Here is a 19030-nt window from a genome sequence, read left to right on the forward strand (position 1 = left end):
GCTGCTCTCCCGGCTAGTGAACACTGCTCGTCCGACTGGTTCGGGCGGGGTACGGGCGCCGGTTGACTGATCGCAGCGAAGAAATCCGAACAGGAGTGAACATGCGAGCGATCACCATCACCCAGTACGGCGAACCGGACGTCCTGCGGCTCGACGAGGCCCCGCTGCCGGAGCCCGGCCCTGGCCAGGTTCGGGTGGCGGTCAAGGCCGCCGGCGTCAACCCGATCGACTGGAAGATCCGGTCCGGCGCGATGGCCGAGGTCCGGCCCGTCGACTTCCCGCACATCCCCGGCCTGGAACTGGCGGGCGTGGTGGACGCGGTGGGCGAAGGTGCCGGTTTCTCCGTCGGGGACGAGGTCTTCGGCTGGTCGGAGACCGGTACGTACGCGGAGTACGCGCTGGCTAGCACGGTCATACGCAAACCCGCCGGGCTTTCGTGGGCCGAAGCCGCCGCGCTGCCCATCGCCGGGGAAACCGCGTTGCGGGTGCTGGGCGAACTCGAGGTCAAGCCGGGCGAAACCGTGGTGATCCACGGTGCGAGCGGCCAGGTCGGCCGGATCGCGACGCAGGCCGCCGTCGCGCTGGGCGCCACGGTCATCGGGCTCGCCGGGGCCTCGTCGCTGGACGAGGTGAAGGCGCTCGGCGCGGTGCCGGTCCAGTACGGCGACGGCTGGCTCGCGCGGGTCCGCTCGGCCGCGCCGGACGGCGTCGACGCGGTCTTCGACGCCGCCGGTTTCGGTGTCCTGGGTGACTCCGTCGAGCTGCTCGGCTCACCCGACCGGCTGATCACCATCGCGGACCCGGCGGCTTACGCGCAGGGACTGAAGTTTTCGGCGGGCGGCTCGGAAACCGCCGCGGTGCTGGAGGATCTCGTCGCGCGGGGGCTGAAGCTGAAGCTGGGTTCGAGTTACGCGCTCGCCGATGCCGCCGCGGCGCACCGGGAAAGCGCGACCGGGCACGCGGGCGGGAAGATCACGCTGACGCTGGAGTGATGCCGGGCTACCGGCGAATGTCATGAAAGGGCCGTTCAGGACAGAAAACGTCCTGAACGGCCCTTTCATGACATCCGGGAGTTACTGCGAGACCGCCTTGGGAGCGGGAGCGACGACCGGAGCGCGGCGGCGCCGCTGAGCCGGGATCTGCACCCGCCCGAGAGCCGCCTGCACCGCGGATTCCGCCAGCGCGGCCAGTTCCCGCCGGTCCGAAGCGCGGCCCGGCGCGATCTCCGGGCACACGTGCACCTCCAGCACCAGACCACGCAGGGCCGCGACCCGCCGCAGTGAAGCGATGAGCGACTCCGGCCCGATGAACGCCGGCTGCGTCGTCTCCCGCCCGTCGGCGAGCCGGAACCGCAACGCGAGCGGCCGCACCGGGACACCGCCGTCGATCGCGGCCTGGAAGGTCGCCGGGCGGAACCGGCCCGAGCCGAGACCGCACCAGGTGGTGCCTTCCGGGGTCACGCTGACGAGTGATCCACCGCGCATCGCGGAGGCGAGTTCGTCCATCGTCGCGGGGAGGCTCCGCAGATTCTCCCGGTCGAGGAAGATGCTGCCGCCGCGGCGCACCAGCAGGCCGAGCACCGGCCAGGCGCCGACCTCCTTCTTCGCGAGCGCACGCATCGGCTGGACGGCGTTGACCGCGATGATGTCCAGCCACGAGATGTGGTTGTTCACCACGAGCGCGCCACGGCCGGGCACGGCGCGGAACCGCTCGTCGCCGAGCACGCGCAGCTTCACCCCGAACGAGCGGAGGATCCCCGCGAAAAGCAGGCGCACCAACCGTTCCCGGGGCTTGCCGCGCAACACGAGCACCAGCGGCGCGCTCAGGAAGGCACCGAAGATGACGCCGATCGCGGCGGTGAACCGCAGGACCCGCCGGCCGAACGCCACCTTCGGCGCCCCTTCGGTCAGGCAGCCGTCGCCGCACGGCGACTTCGGCATCCAGGCGTGGCTCATCCCTGCTCTCCCAGGAAGAACTTGAGGTATCGCTCGTCGACGTTGTGCAGATCCAGCAGGACGAAGAAGTCCGCGACGCCGAAATCCGCGTCCAGCGCGGGCGGCCCGTAGATCTTCGCGCCCAGGCGGGTGTAGCCCTTGATGAGCGGCGGAAGGATCGCACGCGAGGGCCGCTCGATCTTCTCGTTCAGCCACGGGTTCAGCGGCGTCACCCGAAGGGATTCATCCGCGTAGTGCTTGGCACGCAGGACATCCCAGACGCCCGCCGCGTAGACCCCGCCGTCCGTCAGCGGCACGGACGCGCAGCCCGCGAGATACCGGTGCCCGGCCAGCAGCATGTAGCGCCCGATCCCCGCCCACACGAGGCTCACCACGGCGCCGCTGCGGTGGTCGGGGTGCACGCACGAGCGGCCCGTCTCGACCAGCGAAGGACGCAGGGAATCCAGGGCGGTGAGATCGAATTCGCTGTCGGAATACAGTTTCCCCGCCCGCGCGGCCCGATCGGGCGGCAACATCCGGTACGTGCCCACGATCTCGCCGGTGTTGTCGTCGCGCACCACGAGGTGATCGCAGAACTCGTCGAAGTAGTCGACGTCGAGGCCGGGTTCGGGGGAATTGAGCGTCGCTCCCATTTCCTCGGCGAACACCCGGTGGCGGAGGCGTTGCGCGGCGACGACTTCTTCGTTTCCGTTCGCCACGAGAAGGGAGTAACGCGGCGCGTCGGCCGGGAGTTCGACACCTGCCTGGTCAGTGCTGACGAGGAGCTGTGACGTCGTCATGACCCAGGTCTACCCCTGGAGGGGTACCAACGACAATGCGCCCGATGGCCGATTAGTGCACGTTCCGTTAATTGCGGGTTCTCAGGCTTCTCTCAGGCTGGGAAGTCACTTCCCGGTCACGGGAAAGGGGCCGCCCGGGAAATAAATCCCGGACGGCCCCGCTTCGAACGAAGGACTCAGCCCTTGCGCTTCTGGACCTCTTCGGTCAGCTGCGGCGCGACGTTGAACAGGTCGCCCACCACACCGAAGTCGGCGATCTCGAAGATCGGCGCCTCGGCGTCCTTGTTGACCGCGATGATGGTCTTCGAGGTCTGCATACCGGCGCGGTGCTGGATCGCACCCGAGATGCCCAGCGCGATGTACAGCTGCGGCGAGACCGTCTTACCGGTCTGGCCGACCTGGAACTGCGCCGGGTAGTAGCCCGAGTCGACGGCGGCGCGGGAAGCACCGACGGCGGCGCCGAGCGAGTCGGCGAGCGCCTCGACGACGTCGAACTTGTCGGCCGAGCCGACACCGCGGCCACCGGAGACGACGACCGAGGCCTCGGTCAGCTCCGGCCGGTCGCCGCCGACGATCGGCTCGACGCCGGTGATCTTGGCGGACTTCGCCGGGTCGCCCGCGGGGACCTCGACGGTCTCCTCGGCGGCCGCACCCTCGGCCGGGGCGGCCTCGACCGCGCCCGGGCGGACCGAGATGACCGGGACACCCTTGGTGGACTTGGACTTCACGGAGAACGCGCCACCGAAGATGGACTGGTCGACGCTGCCGTCGCCGTTCACGCCGACGGCGTCGTACAGCAGACCGGAGCCGAGGCGGACCGCGACACGAGCGGACACCTCCTTGCCCTCGGCGCTGGCCGCGACGAGCACGGCGGCCGGGGAGGTCCGCTCCGCGAGCGCGGCGAGGACGTCCACCTTCGGGGTGACCAGGAAGCCGGTGGCGTTGTCGCCCTCGGCGACGTACACCTTGGCGGCGCCGTGCGCGGCGAGGGCTTCCTTCGCCTTGGCGGCGGTGCCGGTCGGGCCGACGACGACCGCGGACGGCTCACCCAGTTCACGAGCGGCGGTCAGCAGCTCGAGCGTGACCTTCTTGACTTCACCGTCGACGTGGTCGACGAGGACGAGTACTTCAGCCATTTCCCTATTCCTCCTCGAAACCTGTCTCAGATGAGCTTCTGCGCGACCAGGTAGGCGGCCACCTTGCTGCCGCCGTCACCCTCGTCCTCGACGCGCTCACCGGCGGTGCGCGGCGGCTTCGGGGAGGCTTCGAGCACGGACGACCACGCGTTGCCGAGGCCGACCTCGGCCGCGTCGACGCCCAGGTCCGCGACGGTCAGCGTCTCGACCGGCTTCTTCTTGGCGGCCATGATGCCCTTGAAGGAGGGGTAGCGCGGCTCGTTGATCTTTTCGCCGACGCTCACCACCGCGGGCAGGTTCGCCTCGAGGTGCGTGACGCCGTCCTCGGTGTAGCGGTCGGCCTTGATCGAGGTGCCCTCGACGGTCAGCTCGTTCACGTGGGTCAGCTGCGGCAGGCCGAGCAGCTCGGCGATGATCGCCGGCACGGCGCCACCGCGGCCGTCGGAGGCCTCGTTACCGGTGATGACCAGGTCGAAGCCTTCGACCTTCGAGATCGCGGCGGCCAGCACCTTGGCGGTGGCGATCGCGTCGGAACCGTGCAGGGCCTCGTCGGAGACGTGGATGGCCTTGTCGGCGCCCATGGACAGCGCCTTGCGGATCGCGTCGGTCGCGCGGTCGGGACCCACCGAGACGACGGTGACCTCGCCCTCGCCGGCTTCCTTGATCTTCAGTGCTTCTTCGACGGCCTTCTCGTTGATCTCGTCGAGCACGGCGTCGGCGGATTCGCGGTCAAGAGTGTTGTCGGCACCGGAGAGCTTCCGCTCCGAGTAGGTGTCCGGTACCTGCTTGACCAGGACAACGATGTTCGTCATGGGTCTACTTCGACCTCCCGTTAGTGGCCGGCGTCGGCCACGGGGCAACAGCTCTACTGGCCGGTAGATTAGGGCCATTTCAGCGCCGCGGCCCGCCGAGGTGACCTCATTCACCTGGATGCACGTTTTAGTGGGACCATCGTCCAGGTAATTCACCCGGAAGTGAGTGTAACCGGCCGACTAACCCGAACGGCCGTATTCCGGGGTACTCCCGGAGATGGTGAAGGGATAACCTGCCCCACCATGCGTTCCATGCCCGGCCCTGTCGCCGTGATCACGGACTCGACCGCCTGCCTTCCCGCCCCGGTCGCCGAACGCTGGGGAATCGGCGTCGTTCAGGTCCAACTGCAGGTCGGAGAGCAGTTCGACGAGGAGAACCGCTACGACCGCGAGGAGATCATCGGCCATCTGCGGGCGGGGACGCCGGTGAAGACGGCGCCGCCCGAGGTCGCCGCGTTCTTCTGGGCGTTCCAGGACGCCGCGAGCAAGGGCGCGTCCGCGATCGTCAGCGTCCACATCTCGGGACGGATGTCGGAGACGGTGAACGCCGCCCGCGAGGCCGCCCAGCAGGTGAACATCCCGGTGCACGTCCTCGACAGCGGGACCACCGGGATGAGCCTGGGTTTCGCGGCGACCTCGGCGGCCAAGGTCGCCGCCGCCGGCGGGCAGGCCACCCGCGTCATCGACGCGGCCGAACGCCGTTTCCGCGGCAGCCGGGAGATCCTCTACGTCGACACGCTGGAGTTCCTGCGCCGCGGCGGCCGGATCGGCGCGGCGCAGGCGTTCCTCGGCTCCGCGTTCTCGATCAAACCCCTGCTGACGCTGAAGAACGGCGAGGTCGCCCCGCTGACCCGGGTGCCGGGCCAGCGGCGGGCGCTCAACAAACTCGTCGACCTCGCGGTGGAATGCGCGGGCGACCAGGATGTCGAGGTCGCCATCACCCGGTTCGGCCCGGACGAACGCGACCTCGAGATCGGCGGGCGGCTGCGGGCGCGGCTGCCGCATATGGTCGACAGCACCCTGGTGGACGCCAGCATGATCCTCGGCGCCCACCTCGGGCCCGGTGCCATCGGCATCACGGTGTCGCCGGTGTAGCCCGCTTCGAGGGGATCAGCGCCAGCACCACCGGGAGCACCGCGCCCAGCGCCGTCGTCACGATGATCAGCACCTGGTCCACCGGCTCGAAATGCGAGACGTGGCCCAGGTGGTAGAGGAAATGCGGCAACCCGAAGCAGAAGGTGGCGAGCGCCGCCAACCTGGCCACGGCCGTCGTCCCGATCACGGCGGCGCCGATCAGGATCGCGGAAAGCGCCAGGTTGAGGCCGCCGAAGTCCTGGATCAGGTGTTCGTTGAAGGGGCCGTCCATCGCCACCCAGCCGGTGCGGAATCCCGGGAAGTCCCGGTAGAAGCCCTCCGGGCTGAACAGCGGCCACAGCCCGACGGGCAGTTCGATGAGACCGAAGACGACGAGCAGTACGCGGGTGATTGTCCGTTGCATACCTCCTGGACTGCGTGGCGCCGCGAAACGTGACACGCGGGCCGAAGTGACCGGCCGGTAGGGTCGCGGCGTGACCACCCCAGCCACCAGGGCCGAAGCGCTGCACCTCACCGGTGAACGCACCGTGCCGGGCATCGCCGAGGAGAATTACTGGTTCCGGCGCCACGAGGCCGCGTATCACAAGCTCTTGCCGCTGTGCGAAGGCAAGACCGTCTTGGAGGCCGGCTGCGGCGAGGGCTACGGCGCCGGGCTCATCGCCACCGTCGCCGAGCGGGTGCTCGCCCTCGACTACGACGTCCCCACCACCAAGCACGTCGCCCGCCGCTACCCCGGCATCGGCGTGGCGAGGGCGAACCTGGTGTTCCTGCCGCTGCGGGACGCCTCGGTCGACGTCGTCGCCAACTTCCAGGTGATCGAGCATCTCTGGGATCAGGGCGCCTTCCTCGCCGAATGCCGCCGCGTGCTCTCCCCCGGCGGACGGCTGATCGTCACCACGCCCAACCGGCTGACCTTCACCCCGGACAGCGACACCCCGCTCAACCCGTTCCACACCAGGGAGCTCGCACCGTCCGAATTGGACGGACTGCTGCGTGACGCCGGTTTCGAGGTCGAGACGCTGCACGGGCTCCACCACGGCGAGGGCGTGGCGAAGCTCGACGCCAAGTACGGCGGCTCGATCATCGACGCCCAGCTCGACGTCGTCATGGGGCAGCTGCCCGGGCAGGCGACCTGGCCGGCGGAACTGCTCGCCGACGTCGAAGGCATCAAGGCCGCGGACTTCGCGATCCACGGCGAAGACCTCGACGCCAGCCTCGACCTGGTCGCCGTGGCGGTGCGCCGATGAGCGACCACGAGGGCACGTTCTGCCTCGTCGTGCACAGCCACCTGCCGTGGCTGCCGCATCACGGATCCTGGCCGGTCGGCGAGGAATGGCTCTACCAGGCGTGGGCGCATTCCTATCTGCCGATGGTCGATCTCCTGCGCCGCTTCGCCGACGAGGGCCGCGAAGACGTCCTCACCCTCGGGATGACGCCGATCCTCGCCGCCCAGCTCGACGACCCGTACTGCATCGACGCCTTCCACGACTGGCTCGGCCACTGGCAGCTGCGCTCCTGGCACGCGTCCACGCTGTGGCGCGGCGATCCCCTGCTGCGCGACCTCGCGGCGAGCGAGTACCGGACGGCACTCAAGGCATCCGAAGAGCTCGAAACCCGCTGGCGTCACGGTTTCTCCCCGATCCTCCGATCCTTTGTGGACAACGGGACGATCGAACTGCTCGGCGGGCCGCTGGCGCATCCGTTCCAGCCGCTGCTCGACCCGGCGGTCCGCGACTTCATGCTGCGGGGAGGCCTGGCCGACACCGCGCTGCGGATCGGACGACGTCCGGAAGGCATTTGGGCACCCGAATGCGGCTACGCGCCCGGTATGGAGGCCGGATACGCCGCCGCGGGTGTCCAGCGGTTCATGGTCGACGGGCCTTCCCTGCACGGTGACACCTCGGCGGCGCGGACCGTCGGCGATTCCGACGTCGTGTGCTTCGGCCGCGATCTCGAAGTCACGTACCGCGTCTGGTCACCGAAGGCCGGCTATCCCGGCCACGCCGCCTATCGCGACTTCCACACCTGGGCGCACGAAGTCGGCCTCAAACCCTCGCGGGTGACCGGCAAGACCGTCGAGCCGCCGGACAAGGCGCCGTACGACCCGGCGATGGCGACGGCCACCCTCGGCGGTCACGTCCAGGACTTCGTCGACACGGTCGTCGCCCGCCTGCGTGCGCTCAAGGCCGAGCACGGCCGCGAGTCGCTCGTCGTCGCCGCGTACGACACGGAACTGTTCGGACACTGGTGGCACGAGGGCCCGGCGTGGCTCGAAGGCGTCCTGCGCGCGCTGCCCGAGGCGGGCGTCCGCGTCACGACGCTCAAGGGCGCGCTCGAAGCCGGTCACCTCGGCGGGAAGGTCGATCTCCCGGCGTCGTCGTGGGGTTCGGGCAAGGACTGGCGGGTCTGGGACGGCGAGCAGGTCGCCGACATGGTGCGGGACAACACCGCGTTGCAGGACCGGATGCTCGACCTCGTCGCCGGAATGGACACGACGACCCGCGACTCCGTCCGCGATCAGGCTGTCGCCGAAGCGATGCTGGCGCTTTCGAGCGACTGGGCGTTCATGGTCACCAAGGACTCCGCCGCCGACTACGCGCGGCGGCGGGCGAAAGTGCACACGGAACGGTTCGACACGCTCGCCGGGCTGCTCCGGGAAGGGGCACTCGACCGCGCGCGGGAGACCGCGGCCGCGTTCCGGCGCGACGACGGGCCGTTCGGTCACGTCGACGCGCGCGATCTGCTGAGGAAATGACGAAAGGGGCATCATGGGGATCCACGACATCCCGCTGAAGACGCTCGCGGGCGAGGACACGACGCTCGGCGCGCTCGAAGGCAAGACGCTGCTGGTGGTGAACGTGGCGTCGAAATGCGGGCTGACGCCGCAGTACACCGGGCTCGAAAAGCTCCAGGAACGCTACGCGGACAAGGGTTTCTCCGTCGTCGGGTTCCCCTGCAACCAGTTCGCGGGCCAGGAGCCGGGCACCGCGGAGGAGATCCAGACCTTCTGCTCGACCACGTACGGCGTTTCGTTCCCGCTGTTCGAAAAGCTGGATGTCAACGGGGAAAGCCGTCACCCGCTCTACGCCGAACTGACCAAGGCGGCCGACGCGGAGGGTGCCGCCGGCGACGTCCAGTGGAACTTCGAGAAGTTCCTCGTCGCCCCGTCCGGTGAAGTGGTGGGCCGATTCCGCCCGCGCACCGAACCCGAAGACGAGACGATCACCAAGGCGATCGACGCCGCGATCGGCTGATCACCGCTTTTCGCGAACGGGCGGGCCCGCCGGAGTGATCCGGCGAGCCCGCCCGTTTCCTTTTCCGGCGAATCGGTGACCAAAGTCCCTCAACGGCCGCGACGCCGGGACGATGTCCGGTGGAGCGATCACAAACCCTTGCCACACAAGGGAAATACTGACGGCTCAGCGTGAAGTGCCGTACCCGATTGCACTATGGCGCCACCAGTCGCAGAAGGGGAAGACTCTTTCGTCGGGAGTCCCGCACTTCGTCAACGCCGACAACCAGAAAAGTGTGGCCGACATGATCGAAAGCAACATGATCCCGAAGGAATTCCAGTCACTGGCCGAAGTACAGGCATCCGAGGAAGAAAGTCTCTTCGCCCGCCAGAACGTCGTGGGGGTCGCCCTCGGTACGAAGTGGACGGGAGGCACGGACACCGAAGAGAAGGCTCTGACGGTTCTCGTCGAGACCAAGCTGCCCCGCGACCTGCTCCGCAAGCAGGACGTCATCCCGCAGACCGTCTCCGGTGTTCCCACCGACGTGCAGGAGGTCGGCGTACTCCAGGCGGGCCGCAGCCTCACCGCGACGAAGGGCAACGGGCTGCCCGGTCTGCTCGACGAGCCGTCGACGCCGTCGCTCAGCCGTCCCGAAGAGCTCGCACAGCAACAGGTCGGCCCGTTCACCCTGGCCAAACGGTTCCGCCCGGCCTTCGGCGGCGTGAGCGTCGGTCACTTCAAGATCACCGCGGGCACCTACGGAACCGCGGTGTACGACGCCACCGCGTTGCCCGGGATTCCGCCCAGGTACTACATCCTGTCCAACAACCACGTCCTGGCGAACTCGAACGCCGCCGCCATCGGCGACCCGATCCTGCAGCCGGGACCGTTCGACGGCGGCACCGCGCCCGCGGACGTCATCGCCAGGCTCAGCCGGTTCGTGCCGATCAAGTTCATCCAGCCAGGGCAACCGGTCCCGTTGAACTTCGTCGACGCCGCCATCGCCGAAGGCCAGTTCCACGACCTCGACCGGCGGATCTACTGGGTCGGCGACCTCAAGGGCACGAACGTCGCCCCCGCGGTCGGCACCCTCGTGCAGAAGACCGGCCGGACCACGAACTGGACGACCGGGCGGATCACCAACATCAACGCGACGGTGGACGTCAACTACGGCGGCGGCAAGGTGGCCAGGTTCGCGCAGCAGTTGCTGACCACGGCCTTCTCCGCGGGCGGCGACTCCGGCAGCCTCGTCGCGGACCTCAGCGAGAACGCGGTCGGCCTGCTGTTCGCCGGTTCGCCGTCGGTCACCGTGGTCAACCGGATCACGCTGGTCGAGGCCTCGCTCGGGATCAAGGTGCATCCGTAGTGGCCGAAGACGTATCCGATGTCGATGCCGCCCTCGTGACGGCGTCCCGGTGGCTCGACGACGTCCCCGGAGTGGTCGGGGTCGGACAGGGCGAGGCCGAGGGGTCACCCACGATCGACGTGTGGATGACCCCCGGTCACGACTCCGGGCAGCTGCCTTCTCAGCTGCTCGGAGTGCCCGTCCGGGTCCGTGACTCCGGCGGCCCGGTGGAGGCTCAGCCGGACTGACCCGTCTCGATGACCGCCCGATTGCGGGTGGCGACGGATTCCGCGTCCGCCTTCACCACCCGCCGGTCGTAGGTGAGCAGGCCGTTGACCTCGTTCTCGACGTCGGTGGTCTGCGTGTAGATCGCGCCGGAAAGGCCGGTTCCGGCGACGATCCGTTCGAGGTGCCCGCTGACCTCGGCATAGCGCTTGGTCAGCTCTGCCGGGGTCGGCGTCATCTCGTAGGCCTGCGGCTCTCCCGGCCAGCGATGTCCGTCGACGACGAGGCCGAGCCCGCCGTACTCGCCGTCGACGATCACCCTGTGGTCCTTCACCGCGGGGCTCCCCGGCCCGACGTAGGTGTGGTCGTCGTGGACGTCACCCGCGCCGGTGTCCGGCCGGGAGAAGCAGCAGTTCACCCCGCTGTTCGCGACGACGTGCCTGGTCGGATCGAGGTCCTTCACCAGCTTCGCGATACGCGCGGTGTCGAACTCTCCCCAGCCCTCGTTGAACGGCACCCAGCCGACGATCGACGTCACTCCGCGCAGCTGCTCGATCATCTCGGTCAGCTCGGCTTCGAACCGCGCCCGCGCCTCCGGGACCGGGTCCGGCGCCGTCCCGGGTGGACCGTCGAAGGAGACGGTCAGCGACGGCATGTCCTGCCAGACGAGCAGACCCAGCCTGTCCGCCCAGTGGTACCAGCGTTCCGGCTCGACCTTGACGTGCTTGCGGACGAAGTTGAAGCCGAGTTCCTTGGTCTTCTCCAGATCGAAGCGCAGCGCCTCGTCGGTGGGGGCGGTGTAGATCCCGTCGGGCCAATACCCCTGGTCGAGCGGGCCGTGGAGGAAGGTGATCCGGCCGTTGAGCGCGATCCGCGGCCTGCCCTGGGCGTCGGCGACCGTCCCGATCGTCCGGAGCCCGGTGTAGGACTCGACGACGTCGAGCACGTTGCCGCTCTCGTCGAGCAAACGGACCCGGAGGTCGTAGAGATAAGGGTCGTCCGGTGCCCACAGGCGCGGCGAAGGCACGTCCGCGCGCAACTGCCGCCCAACGGCTCCTTCGACGCGTGTCACCTCCGCGTCGCCGGGTTCGCTGACGATCATCTCCACGCGGGCGCCGCCTGTGACCTTGGGCACAACCGTCACTCCATCGAGGTCCGGGGTCAGCGCCAGATCCCGGATATGCGCGGACGGCACCGGCTCCAGCCAGACGGTCTGCCAGATACCCGAGGCGGCGGTGTAGAAGATCCCTTTCGGGTCGTTCCGCTGCTTGCCGACGGGATGCGTCGCGGCGTCGGTCCGATCCGTCACGCGGACGGTGAGTTCCTGCGATCCCGACGGGCGCAGGACGTCGGTGATGTCCGCGCTGAAGGCCGTGTACCCGCCTTCGTGGACGGCCACCTCCTGGTTGTTCACCCAGACCGTCGCGGACTGGTCGACGGCCCCGAAATGGAGCAGCACCCGCTGACCGTCCCAGCCGGACGGGACGTGGAAAACCTTGCGATACCAGAGGGTTTCGTCCCGTCGTCCGATGCCGGAGAGCGCCGACTCCGGTGGGAACGGCACCAGGATCCGCTCGCCGTACCCGTCGCGGCGGGGCGCGCCGCTGCCCGCGTACTCCCAGACGCCGTTGAGGTTCAGCCAGCGTTCGCGGACCAGCCTCGGACGCGGGTACTCGGGCAGCGCGTTGCCGGGTCCGACCTGCGCGGACCACGGCGTCGAGAGCACCGGTTCGACGGTCTTGAAGGCCGGTCCGGCCGCGTTCACCGAAGACGTCATCGACCCGATGGTGGCAAAGATCGCCGCCGCTGTCGCCCTCGGTCGGCGTCACCTGCGGGGGTGATCGCCCCGTCCCGGCGCCGACCGACTCACGAGTAACCTCCACCCATGCGCGTGCTGATGTTGTCGTGGGAGTACCCACCCGTGGTCGTCGGCGGACTCGCACGGCACGTCCACGCCCTGGCCCGGCATCTCGCCCGGCAGGGGCACGACGTGGTCGTCCTGTGCCGTCACACGGCGGGCACCGACGCCGAGACCCATCCGAGGACCGATCGCGTGGTCGAGGGCGTCCGGATCATCCGGGTCGCCGAAGACCCGATGCACGTGACCTTCGAACGGGACCTCGTCGCGTGGACGCTGGCCATGGGGCACGCGATGGTCCGCGCCGCCACCGACCTGCTGCGCGGCTGGCAGCCGGACGTCGTGCACGCGCACGACTGGCTGGTCACCCATCCCGCGATCGCGATCGCGGAGGCCGCGCGGGTGCCGCTGGTCGGCACGATCCACGCCACCGAGGCCGGACGGCACTCCGGCTGGCTCTCGCATCCGCTGAACCAGCAGGTGCACTCCGTCGAGTGGTGGCTCGCGAACCGCTCGGACGCGCTGATCACCTGCTCGCAGGCCATGCGCCGCGAGGTGGCGCATCTGTTCGAGGTCGACGCTGACGCGGTCACCGTGATCCACAACGGCATCGAGGAACGCACCTGGCAGGTGCCCGCGGAGGAGGTCGCGCACGCGCGCGAGGTCTACAGCCCCTCCGGCGCGCCGCTGCTGCTCTACTTCGGACGGCTGGAATGGGAGAAGGGCGTGCAGGATCTGCTCGCCGCGCTCCCCCGGATCCGCCGCGCCAAACCGGGGACGCGGCTGGTCGTCGCCGGCAAGGGACGGCATCTGGAGGAACTGGTCGACCAGGCACGGAAACTGCGCATCCGGCGCGCGGTCGACTTCGTCGGGCACCTGTCGGACCGCGAACTGCGCGCCGTGCTGGCCGCGGCCGACGCCGTCGTGCTGCCCAGCCGCTACGAACCGTTCGGGATCGTCGCGCTGGAGGCCGCCGCCGCGAAGGCGCCGCTGGTGGCTTCGACCGCGGGCGGGCTCGGCGAGGTCGTCGTCGACGGCGAGACCGGCCTGGCGTTCAGCCCCGGCGACGTCGACGCCCTCGGGGACGCGGTCGAGGCGGTGCTGGACGACGAGGTCGCCGCCGCCCGGCGGGCGCTGACCGCGCAGTCGCGGCTGGCGGCGGACTTCGACTGGGGCCGGATCGCCGAGGCGACCGTGGCCGTCTACCGGAAGGCTCGCGTCGCCGAGCCGGTGGAACTGGGGCGGCCGAAGATCGCGACGGGCAACGCCTTCGAGCCCTGATCGCATCCAGAGGACTAAACGCGGCGGGTCGCATTTAGTCCTCTGAATGCGGGGGGGGCGAAGGGGAATCCGGGGCGTCGGGGGACCCGGATCCCCCTTCACGAGCGTCGCGGGTCGCGAGGGGCACGACCCCCGGGGCTGCTCTAGGTGGCGAAGATCAGAAGTGGCAGGGCCGGACGCAGTCCGGCTGCACCGAGACCCCGGCCGAAGCGGACACCGCGGGCGCGGCGAGGGCGACGGCGAGGACGGCGAAGGTCGCGGCCAAGAGCGTTCTCAACTGCTTCTTCATGGTGGCTCCTCGGGGAAACGGGCGGATTTCCCGCCCGGCGCCGAGCATCCGCGCGACCCGCCGCCGAAACAACGGGGGTATCACTAGGTACCCCTACCTAATCGCGGTCCGTGACCGATTCGTCCGGTCCTGTGAGTGCCCGGGGCCGGAACTCGCGTGAGTGAAGCCGCGGAGACCCCGCCCACTGCGGTGTGGGGGTGAGCGGGGTCCCCGCGGCGAGGCGCACGCCCGACAGCGCTACCGGAAGAGCGCGCGCGTGAAGCGGGTCCGGTGGCGGGGAGCCTCCGCCACCGGACCCGTTGGGCCACACCGTCCCAAACCGGTGTGGAACCCGGCCGCCCCGCGTCAGGTAGGGGCGGCCGGAGCCTCGATCAGTGCGTGGTCAGGTATCGCGCGTACGCACCGGTGGTGAGGAAGCTCGGCAGCTTCTCGCCCAGCGCGGTCTCGGTGAAGATCTCGTAGGCGTCGCCGAGCCGGGTGTCCTCGCCCAGTTCGGCCCGCACCGACGCCAGCTCTTCGTCCAAATAGGACACGGCGAGTTCGCGGGTGAGCGCGGTGCCGTCTTCGAGCTTCGTGCCGTTGCGGATCCACTGCCACACCTGGCAGCGCGCGATCTCGGCGGTGGCGGCGTCCTCCATCAGGTTGTGGATCGCCGCCGCGCCGGTGCCGCGCAGCCAAGCGTCGATGTAGCGCAGCGCGACGTTGATGTTGGCGCGGACACCGGCTTCGGTGACCTCGCCGCCCGCGCTGGCGACGTCGAGCAGGTCCTCGGCCGTCACGACGACGTCTTCACGGAGCTTGCCGAGCTGGTTCGGCCAGCCGCCGAGGACGTTGTCGAACACCTCGCGGCAGACCGGGACGAGGCCGGGGTGCGCGACCCACGAGCCGTCGAAACCGTCGTTCGCCTCGCGTTCCTTGTCCTGGCGGACCTTCTCCAGCGCGGTCGCGTTGATCTCCGGGTCCTTGCTCGGGATGAACGCGGCCATCCCGCCGATGGCGTGCGCCCCGCGCTTGTGGCAGGTGCGCACCAGCAGTTCGGTGTAGGCCCGCATGAACGGGACGGTCATCGTCACCTGCGCGCGGTCCGGGAGCACGAAGTCCGCGCCGTGCGACGAGAAGTTCTTGATGACGCTGAAGATGTAGTCCCAGCGACCGGCGTTCAGCCCGGCGACGTGCTCGCGCAGTTCGTAGAGGATCTCCTCCATCTCGAACGCGGCGGTGATCGTCTCGATCAGCACGGTGGCCCGGATCGTGCCGCGCGGGATGCCGAGTTCCCGTTGCGCCAGCAGGAAGACGTCGTTCCACAGCCGCGCTTCGAGGTGGTTCTCGAGCTTCGGCAGGTAGAAGTACGGGCCGCTGCCGCGGGCCAGCAGCTGGCGCGCGTTGTGGAAGAAGTAGAGACCGAAGTCGACCAGGCTCGCCGAAACCGGGCGGCCGTCGATGCGGATGTGCTTCTCCACCAGGTGCCAGCCGCGGGGGCGGGCGACGATCGTCGCGGGGTCGTCGCCGATCGTGTAGCGCTTGCCGGCCTCGGTGGTGAAGTCGATGTTGCGGCGGATCGCGTCGAACAGGTTGAGCTGTCCGTCGATCACGTTGTGCCAGGTCGGCGAGGTCGCGTCCTCGAAGTCGGCGAGCCAGACCTTCGCGCCGGAGTTGAGCGCGTTGACCGTCATCTTGCGGTCGGTCGGGCCGGTGATCTCGACGCGGCGGTCTTCGAGACCGGGCGCGGACGGCGCGACCGACCAGCTGCTGTCGTCGCGGATCGCGTGCGTGTCGGGCAGGAAGCCCAGCGGCTCCTCACCGGACTGCAGCTTCTCGCGGCGCAGGCGGCGCGCGTCGAGCAGTTCGCGGCGGCGGCCGGCGAACGCGTTGTCCAGTTTGGCCACGAAGTCCAGCGCGGCCGGGGTGAGGATCTCGGCGAACCGGTCACCGGCGGGTCCGCAGACGTCGATCCGGTAGTTCAGCTTCTCAACCATGGTGTGCCTCCGCTGGGCTTCGCGAGAGATAGAGGGGGATGGGAGGTGGCGGTCTCCGCTGGGAGTCCGGAGACCGCCACCTGGCACCTACTTGCGAGGGATCAGAACTGCTCGGCCTCGGTGGAACCGGCGAGCGCGGTGGTCGAGCTCTCCGGGTTCAGCGCGGTCGCGACGTTGTCGAACCAGCCGGTGCCGACCTCGCGCTGGTGCTTCGTGGCGGTGTAACCGCGCTCCTCCGAAGCGAACTCGCGCTCCTGCAGGTCGACGTAGGCGGTCATGCCTTCGCGGGCGTAACCGTGCGCCAGGTCGAACATCGAGTAGTTCAGGGCGTGGAAGCCGGCCAGGGTGATGAACTGGAACTTGTAGCCCATGTGGCCGAGCTCGCGCTGGAACTTCGCGATCGTCGCGTCGTCCAGGTGCTTCTTCCAGTTGAACGACGGCGAGCAGTTGTAGGCCAGCATCTGGTCCGGGTACTTCGCCTTGATCGCCTCGGCGAACTGGCGGGCGACCTCGAGGTCCGGCTTGGAGGTCTCCATCCACAGCAGGTCGGCGTACTCGGCGTAGGCGAGACCGCGGTCGATGCAGGGGTCGATGCCGTTGGTGACGTTGTAGAAGCCCTCGGCGGTGCGCTCGCCGGTGACGTACTTGCGGTCACGCTCGTCGACGTCGCTGGTGATCAGCGTGGCGGCCTGGGCGTCGGTGCGGGCGACGATCAGCGACGGCACGTTCAGCACGTCCGCGGCGAGGCGGGCGGCGTTCAGCGTGCGCTCGTGCTGCTTGGTCGGGATGAGCACCTTGCCACCGAGGTGACCACACTTCTTCTCGGAAGCGAGCTGGTCCTCCCAGTGCACACCCGCGGCACCGGCGGCGATCATGCCCTTCATGAGCTCGAAGGCGTTGAGCGGGCCACCGAAGCCGGCCTCGGCGTCGGCGACGATCGGGGCGTACCAGTCGATGTCGGTGTTGCCCTCGGCCCAGTTGATCTGGTCGGCGCGGCCCAGCGCGTTGTTGATGCGGCGGACGACGGCGGGCACCGAGTTGGCCGGGTAGAGGCTCTGGTCCGGGTAGGTCTGGCCGGAGAGGTTGGCGTCGGCGGCGACCTGCCAGCCCGACAGGTAGATGGCCTTGAGGCCGGCGCGCACCTGCTGCACGGCCTGGTTACCGGTCAGGGCGCCCAGCGAGTGGACGTAGTCCTCGGTGTGCAGGAGGTCCCACAGCTTCTCGGCGCCGCGGCGAGCGAGCGTGTGCTCCTCGACCACGCTGCCGCGCAGCTTGACCACGTCAGCCGCGGAGTACGACCGCTTCACGCCCGCCCAGCGGGGGTCGGTCTCCCACTGCTTGGCCAGTTCGGCGGCCGCCTGCTCCAGCTGCTGCGCGTGCTGAGTCATCGGATTCTCCCGGTGTTGCGAAGTTTGCGAGTGATCGCCTTTCCTGATCCGACCCTGACATGACTGGGGAAATCCGATCCAGGCCTCCAATTTGCCAATTTCTGCGAAGCTTCCGTAGCATCTTGCAAAGGTTGCGAATCGCAGGTTCGCAAGCGGAGCGAAAATCCACGTGCTTGACCGTTCACTGAATCGTTCAGGCCCGGAAACCTTGCGGACAGAGAGGCCTCAGTGGACAAAACCTTCGCCGGAGCGAAGCTGCGGCATCTGCGCGAAAGCCGGTCGATGAGCCAGGCGGATCTGGCTCGTGTGCTGGAGATCTCACCCAGTTACCTCAATCAGATCGAGCACAATTCGCGGCCGCTGACCGTCCCGGTGCTCCTTCGCATCACGCAAGCGTTCGGAGTGGACACCGAGTTCTTCGCGAACAACGACACCGCCCGGCTGGTCGCGGACGTGAAGGAAGCGCTGCTCGACGAGGTCCTCGGCGTGGACGTCACGAACAGCGAGCTCAACGACCTGGCCACGAACCTGCCGACGATCGCCCAGGCACTGGTCAAACTGCACCGCAGCTACCGCAACGCCGTCGAGAACACCGCCGCGCTGACCACCGAAAACGGCCTGGGCCTGCACGGAAGCGCCGCCACCGCCTTGCCGCACGAGGAGGTCCGCGACTTCTTCTACGAGCGGGAGAACTACGTCGCCGAGCTGGACGAACGCGCCGAACGCATGGCGCACGACATCCCGCTCCAGCGTGGTCAGGTGCTCGCGGCGCTGAAGGAAACGCTGATCCAGCGCTACGGCGTCGACGTCACGAGCGAAGGCATCGACGAGGCCAACGGCGAACAGCACCGGTACGAACCCGGGCCGCGGGTGCTGCGGCTGGCGCCGAGCCTGCGCGTCGGGCAGCAGGCGTTCCGGATGGCTTCGCAGATCGCCCTGCTCGAATACGACGACCTGATCACCGAACTCGCCGATTCGTGGGCGTTCTCCGGGCCCGCCGCGCGTTCGCTGGCCCGCGTCGGGCTCGCGAACTACTTCGCGGGCGCGCTGATCCTCCCCTATGGACCGTTCCTGTCGACCGCGGAACGCTTCCGCTACGACATCGAGCGGCTGTGCGACCACTTCGGCGTCGGCTTCGAGACGGTCTGCCACCGGCTCTCGACGTTGCAGCGGCCGAAGAACCGCGGCGTGCCGTTCTCGTTCGTGCGCGTCGACCGGGCGGGGAACATGTCGAAACGCCAGTCCGCGGCCGGTTTCCACTTCTCCCGCGTCGGCGGCGCGTGTCCACTGTGGAACATCTACGAGGCGTTCACCCAGCCGGGCAAGATCCTCACCCAGATCGCGACCCTGCCCGACGGCAAGAGCTACTTCTGGGTCGCGCGGACGGTGTCGCGCAACATCGGCGGCTACGGCAGCCCCGGCAAGACGTTCACCGTCGGCCTCGGCTGCGAACTGCGGCACGCGAAACGGCTGATCTACTCGACCGGGCTCGACCTCGACGACCGCGCGGCGGCGACGCCGATCGGCATGGGTTGCAAAGTCTGCGAACGTCCGGCCTGTTCGCAGCGCGCGTTCCCGACGATCGGCAAGCAGCTCACCGTCGACGAGAACACGAGCACCTTCGTCCCGTACCCGGCGGTGCCGAAGGCGCCTTGAGC

General features: G+C 69.0%; 18 protein-coding genes. 9 read left to right on the forward strand and 9 right to left on the reverse strand.

Translation table 11 applies throughout. The features are described from left to right. Positions 1-101: 101 nt before the first annotated feature. Complete coding sequence (locus tag AB8M46_RS02445) at positions 102-992, forward strand: NADP-dependent oxidoreductase (RefSeq protein ID WP_394359432.1); 891 nt, start codon at positions 102-104, stop codon at positions 990-992. Positions 993-1073: 81 nt separating this feature from the next. Here AB8M46_RS02445 and AB8M46_RS02450 read toward each other — a convergent pair whose 3' ends face one another. From AB8M46_RS02450 to AB8M46_RS02465, 4 genes are all read right to left on the reverse strand, one after another. Beyond that, positions 1074-1955 (reverse strand): lysophospholipid acyltransferase family protein, encoded by an 882-nt coding sequence (locus AB8M46_RS02450; protein WP_394359433.1) that lies wholly within the window; start codon positions 1953-1955, stop codon positions 1074-1076. Then, positions 1952-2734, reverse strand: coding sequence for a GNAT family N-acetyltransferase (locus AB8M46_RS02455; protein ID WP_394359434.1), 783 nt, complete (start codon positions 2732-2734; stop codon positions 1952-1954). The genes AB8M46_RS02450 and AB8M46_RS02455 overlap by 4 nt, the downstream gene beginning before the upstream one ends. Positions 2735-2910: 176 nt before the next feature. After that, the gene (locus tag AB8M46_RS02460) at positions 2911-3870 is read right to left on the reverse strand and encodes an electron transfer flavoprotein subunit alpha/FixB family protein (RefSeq protein WP_037341881.1); all 960 of its coding nucleotides are present in this window, start codon (positions 3868-3870) and stop codon (positions 2911-2913) included. 26 nt (positions 3871-3896) lie between these two features. Continuing rightward, positions 3897-4682, reverse strand: coding sequence for an electron transfer flavoprotein subunit beta/FixA family protein (locus AB8M46_RS02465; RefSeq protein WP_037341879.1), 786 nt, complete (start codon positions 4680-4682; stop codon positions 3897-3899). A gap of 243 nt (positions 4683-4925) precedes the next feature. Between AB8M46_RS02465 and AB8M46_RS02470 the strand changes: the two genes are divergently transcribed. Continuing rightward, positions 4926-5777 carry a DegV family protein gene (locus tag AB8M46_RS02470; RefSeq protein ID WP_081975891.1) on the forward strand — a complete coding sequence of 284 codons (852 nt, stop codon included), beginning with the start codon at positions 4926-4928 and terminating at the stop codon, positions 5775-5777. Here the strand turns inward: AB8M46_RS02470 and AB8M46_RS02475 are convergent. Beyond that, positions 5758-6180, reverse strand: a complete 423-nt coding sequence (locus AB8M46_RS02475) for a hypothetical protein (RefSeq protein WP_394359435.1) — start codon at positions 6178-6180, stop codon at positions 5758-5760. The two genes, AB8M46_RS02470 and AB8M46_RS02475, sit on opposite strands and share 20 nt — an antisense overlap. A gap of 70 nt (positions 6181-6250) precedes the next feature. Here AB8M46_RS02475 and AB8M46_RS02480 point away from each other — a divergent pair, with 70 nt between their 5' ends. The 5 genes from AB8M46_RS02480 to AB8M46_RS02500 all read left to right on the forward strand — a co-directional run bounded on the left by AB8M46_RS02480 (position 6251) and on the right by AB8M46_RS02500 (position 10603). Next, positions 6251-7024 (forward strand): methyltransferase domain-containing protein, encoded by a 774-nt coding sequence (locus AB8M46_RS02480; protein WP_394359436.1) that lies wholly within the window; start codon positions 6251-6253, stop codon positions 7022-7024. Continuing rightward, positions 7021-8532 (forward strand): 1,4-alpha-glucan branching protein domain-containing protein, encoded by a 1512-nt coding sequence (locus AB8M46_RS02485; protein ID WP_394359437.1) that lies wholly within the window; start codon positions 7021-7023, stop codon positions 8530-8532. Before AB8M46_RS02480 ends, AB8M46_RS02485 begins: the two co-directional genes overlap by 4 nt. Before the next feature lie 13 nt (positions 8533-8545). Further along, complete coding sequence (locus tag AB8M46_RS02490) at positions 8546-9031, forward strand: glutathione peroxidase (protein WP_016336571.1); 486 nt, start codon at positions 8546-8548, stop codon at positions 9029-9031. 283 nt (positions 9032-9314) lie between these two features. Next, entirely contained in the window at positions 9315-10376 is a 1062-nt protein-coding gene (locus tag AB8M46_RS02495; RefSeq protein ID WP_394359438.1) for a serine protease, read from the forward strand. Next, entirely contained in the window at positions 10376-10603 is a 228-nt protein-coding gene (locus AB8M46_RS02500) for a hypothetical protein (RefSeq protein WP_037341868.1), read from the forward strand. Before AB8M46_RS02495 ends, AB8M46_RS02500 begins: the two co-directional genes overlap by 1 nt. Here AB8M46_RS02500 and AB8M46_RS02505 read toward each other — a convergent pair. Continuing rightward, the gene (locus AB8M46_RS02505; RefSeq protein ID WP_394359439.1) at positions 10591-12357 is read right to left on the reverse strand and encodes a glycoside hydrolase family 2 protein; all 1767 of its coding nucleotides are present in this window, start codon (positions 12355-12357) and stop codon (positions 10591-10593) included. The two genes, AB8M46_RS02500 and AB8M46_RS02505, sit on opposite strands and share 13 nt — an antisense overlap. 108 nt (positions 12358-12465) lie before the next feature. Here AB8M46_RS02505 and AB8M46_RS02510 point away from each other — a divergent pair, with 108 nt between their 5' ends. After that, on the forward strand, positions 12466-13719 hold the full coding sequence (locus AB8M46_RS02510) for a glycosyltransferase family 4 protein (protein ID WP_394359440.1): 1254 nt from the start codon (positions 12466-12468) through the stop codon (positions 13717-13719). A 157-nt stretch (positions 13720-13876) separates the two neighbouring features. On the opposite strand, the gene AB8M46_RS02515 is transcribed toward AB8M46_RS02510, so the two are convergent. From AB8M46_RS02515 to aceA, 3 genes are all read right to left on the reverse strand, one after another. Beyond that, a complete protein-coding gene (locus AB8M46_RS02515; RefSeq protein ID WP_255431241.1) occupies positions 13877-14008 on the reverse strand; it encodes a hypothetical protein in 132 nt (43 codons plus the stop codon). A gap of 371 nt (positions 14009-14379) precedes the next feature. Continuing rightward, complete coding sequence (gene aceB, locus AB8M46_RS02520; RefSeq protein ID WP_394359441.1) at positions 14380-15984, reverse strand: malate synthase A; 1605 nt, start codon at positions 15982-15984, stop codon at positions 14380-14382. A 101-nt stretch (positions 15985-16085) separates the two neighbouring features. Continuing rightward, positions 16086-17372, reverse strand: coding sequence for an isocitrate lyase (gene aceA, locus AB8M46_RS02525; RefSeq protein WP_037341857.1), 1287 nt, complete (start codon positions 17370-17372; stop codon positions 16086-16088). 228 nt (positions 17373-17600) lie between these two features. On the opposite strand from aceA, the gene AB8M46_RS02530 reads away from it, so the two are divergent. Continuing rightward, positions 17601-19028, forward strand: a complete 1428-nt coding sequence (locus AB8M46_RS02530) for a short-chain fatty acyl-CoA regulator family protein (protein WP_037341856.1) — start codon at positions 17601-17603, stop codon at positions 19026-19028. The last annotated feature ends 2 nt before the right edge of the window (positions 19029-19030 follow it).

This window comes from Amycolatopsis sp. SB7-3 (assembly GCF_041021335.1).
GTDB classification, from domain to species: domain Bacteria; phylum Actinomycetota; class Actinomycetes; order Mycobacteriales; family Pseudonocardiaceae; genus Amycolatopsis; species Amycolatopsis japonica.

Bases quoted from the DNA above. Each gene is read 5' to 3' on its own strand.
- AB8M46_RS02445 (WP_394359432.1), top strand. From the start codon at position 102: ATGCGAGCGATCACCATCACCCAGTACGGCGAACCGGACGTCCTGCGG.
- AB8M46_RS02450 (WP_394359433.1), bottom strand. From the start codon at position 1,955: ATGAGCCACGCCTGGATGCCGAAGTCGCCGTGCGGCGACGGCTGCCTG.
- AB8M46_RS02455 (WP_394359434.1), bottom strand. From the start codon at position 2,734: ATGACGACGTCACAGCTCCTCGTCAGCACTGACCAGGCAGGTGTCGAA.
- AB8M46_RS02460 (WP_037341881.1), bottom strand. From the start codon at position 3,870: ATGGCTGAAGTACTCGTCCTCGTCGACCACGTCGACGGTGAAGTCAAG.
- AB8M46_RS02465 (WP_037341879.1), bottom strand. From the start codon at position 4,682: ATGACGAACATCGTTGTCCTGGTCAAGCAGGTACCGGACACCTACTCG.
- AB8M46_RS02470 (WP_081975891.1), top strand. From the start codon at position 4,926: ATGCGTTCCATGCCCGGCCCTGTCGCCGTGATCACGGACTCGACCGCC.
- AB8M46_RS02475 (WP_394359435.1), bottom strand. From the start codon at position 6,180: ATGCAACGGACAATCACCCGCGTACTGCTCGTCGTCTTCGGTCTCATC.
- AB8M46_RS02485 (WP_394359437.1), top strand. From the start codon at position 7,021: ATGAGCGACCACGAGGGCACGTTCTGCCTCGTCGTGCACAGCCACCTG.
- AB8M46_RS02490 (WP_016336571.1), top strand. From the start codon at position 8,546: ATGGGGATCCACGACATCCCGCTGAAGACGCTCGCGGGCGAGGACACG.
- AB8M46_RS02495 (WP_394359438.1), top strand. From the start codon at position 9,315: ATGATCGAAAGCAACATGATCCCGAAGGAATTCCAGTCACTGGCCGAA.
- AB8M46_RS02505 (WP_394359439.1), bottom strand. From the start codon at position 12,357: ATGACGTCTTCGGTGAACGCGGCCGGACCGGCCTTCAAGACCGTCGAA.
- AB8M46_RS02510 (WP_394359440.1), top strand. From the start codon at position 12,466: ATGCGCGTGCTGATGTTGTCGTGGGAGTACCCACCCGTGGTCGTCGGC.
- AB8M46_RS02515 (WP_255431241.1), bottom strand. From the start codon at position 14,008: ATGAAGAAGCAGTTGAGAACGCTCTTGGCCGCGACCTTCGCCGTCCTC.
- aceB (WP_394359441.1), bottom strand. From the start codon at position 15,984: ATGGTTGAGAAGCTGAACTACCGGATCGACGTCTGCGGACCCGCCGGT.
- aceA (WP_037341857.1), bottom strand. From the start codon at position 17,372: ATGACTCAGCACGCGCAGCAGCTGGAGCAGGCGGCCGCCGAACTGGCC.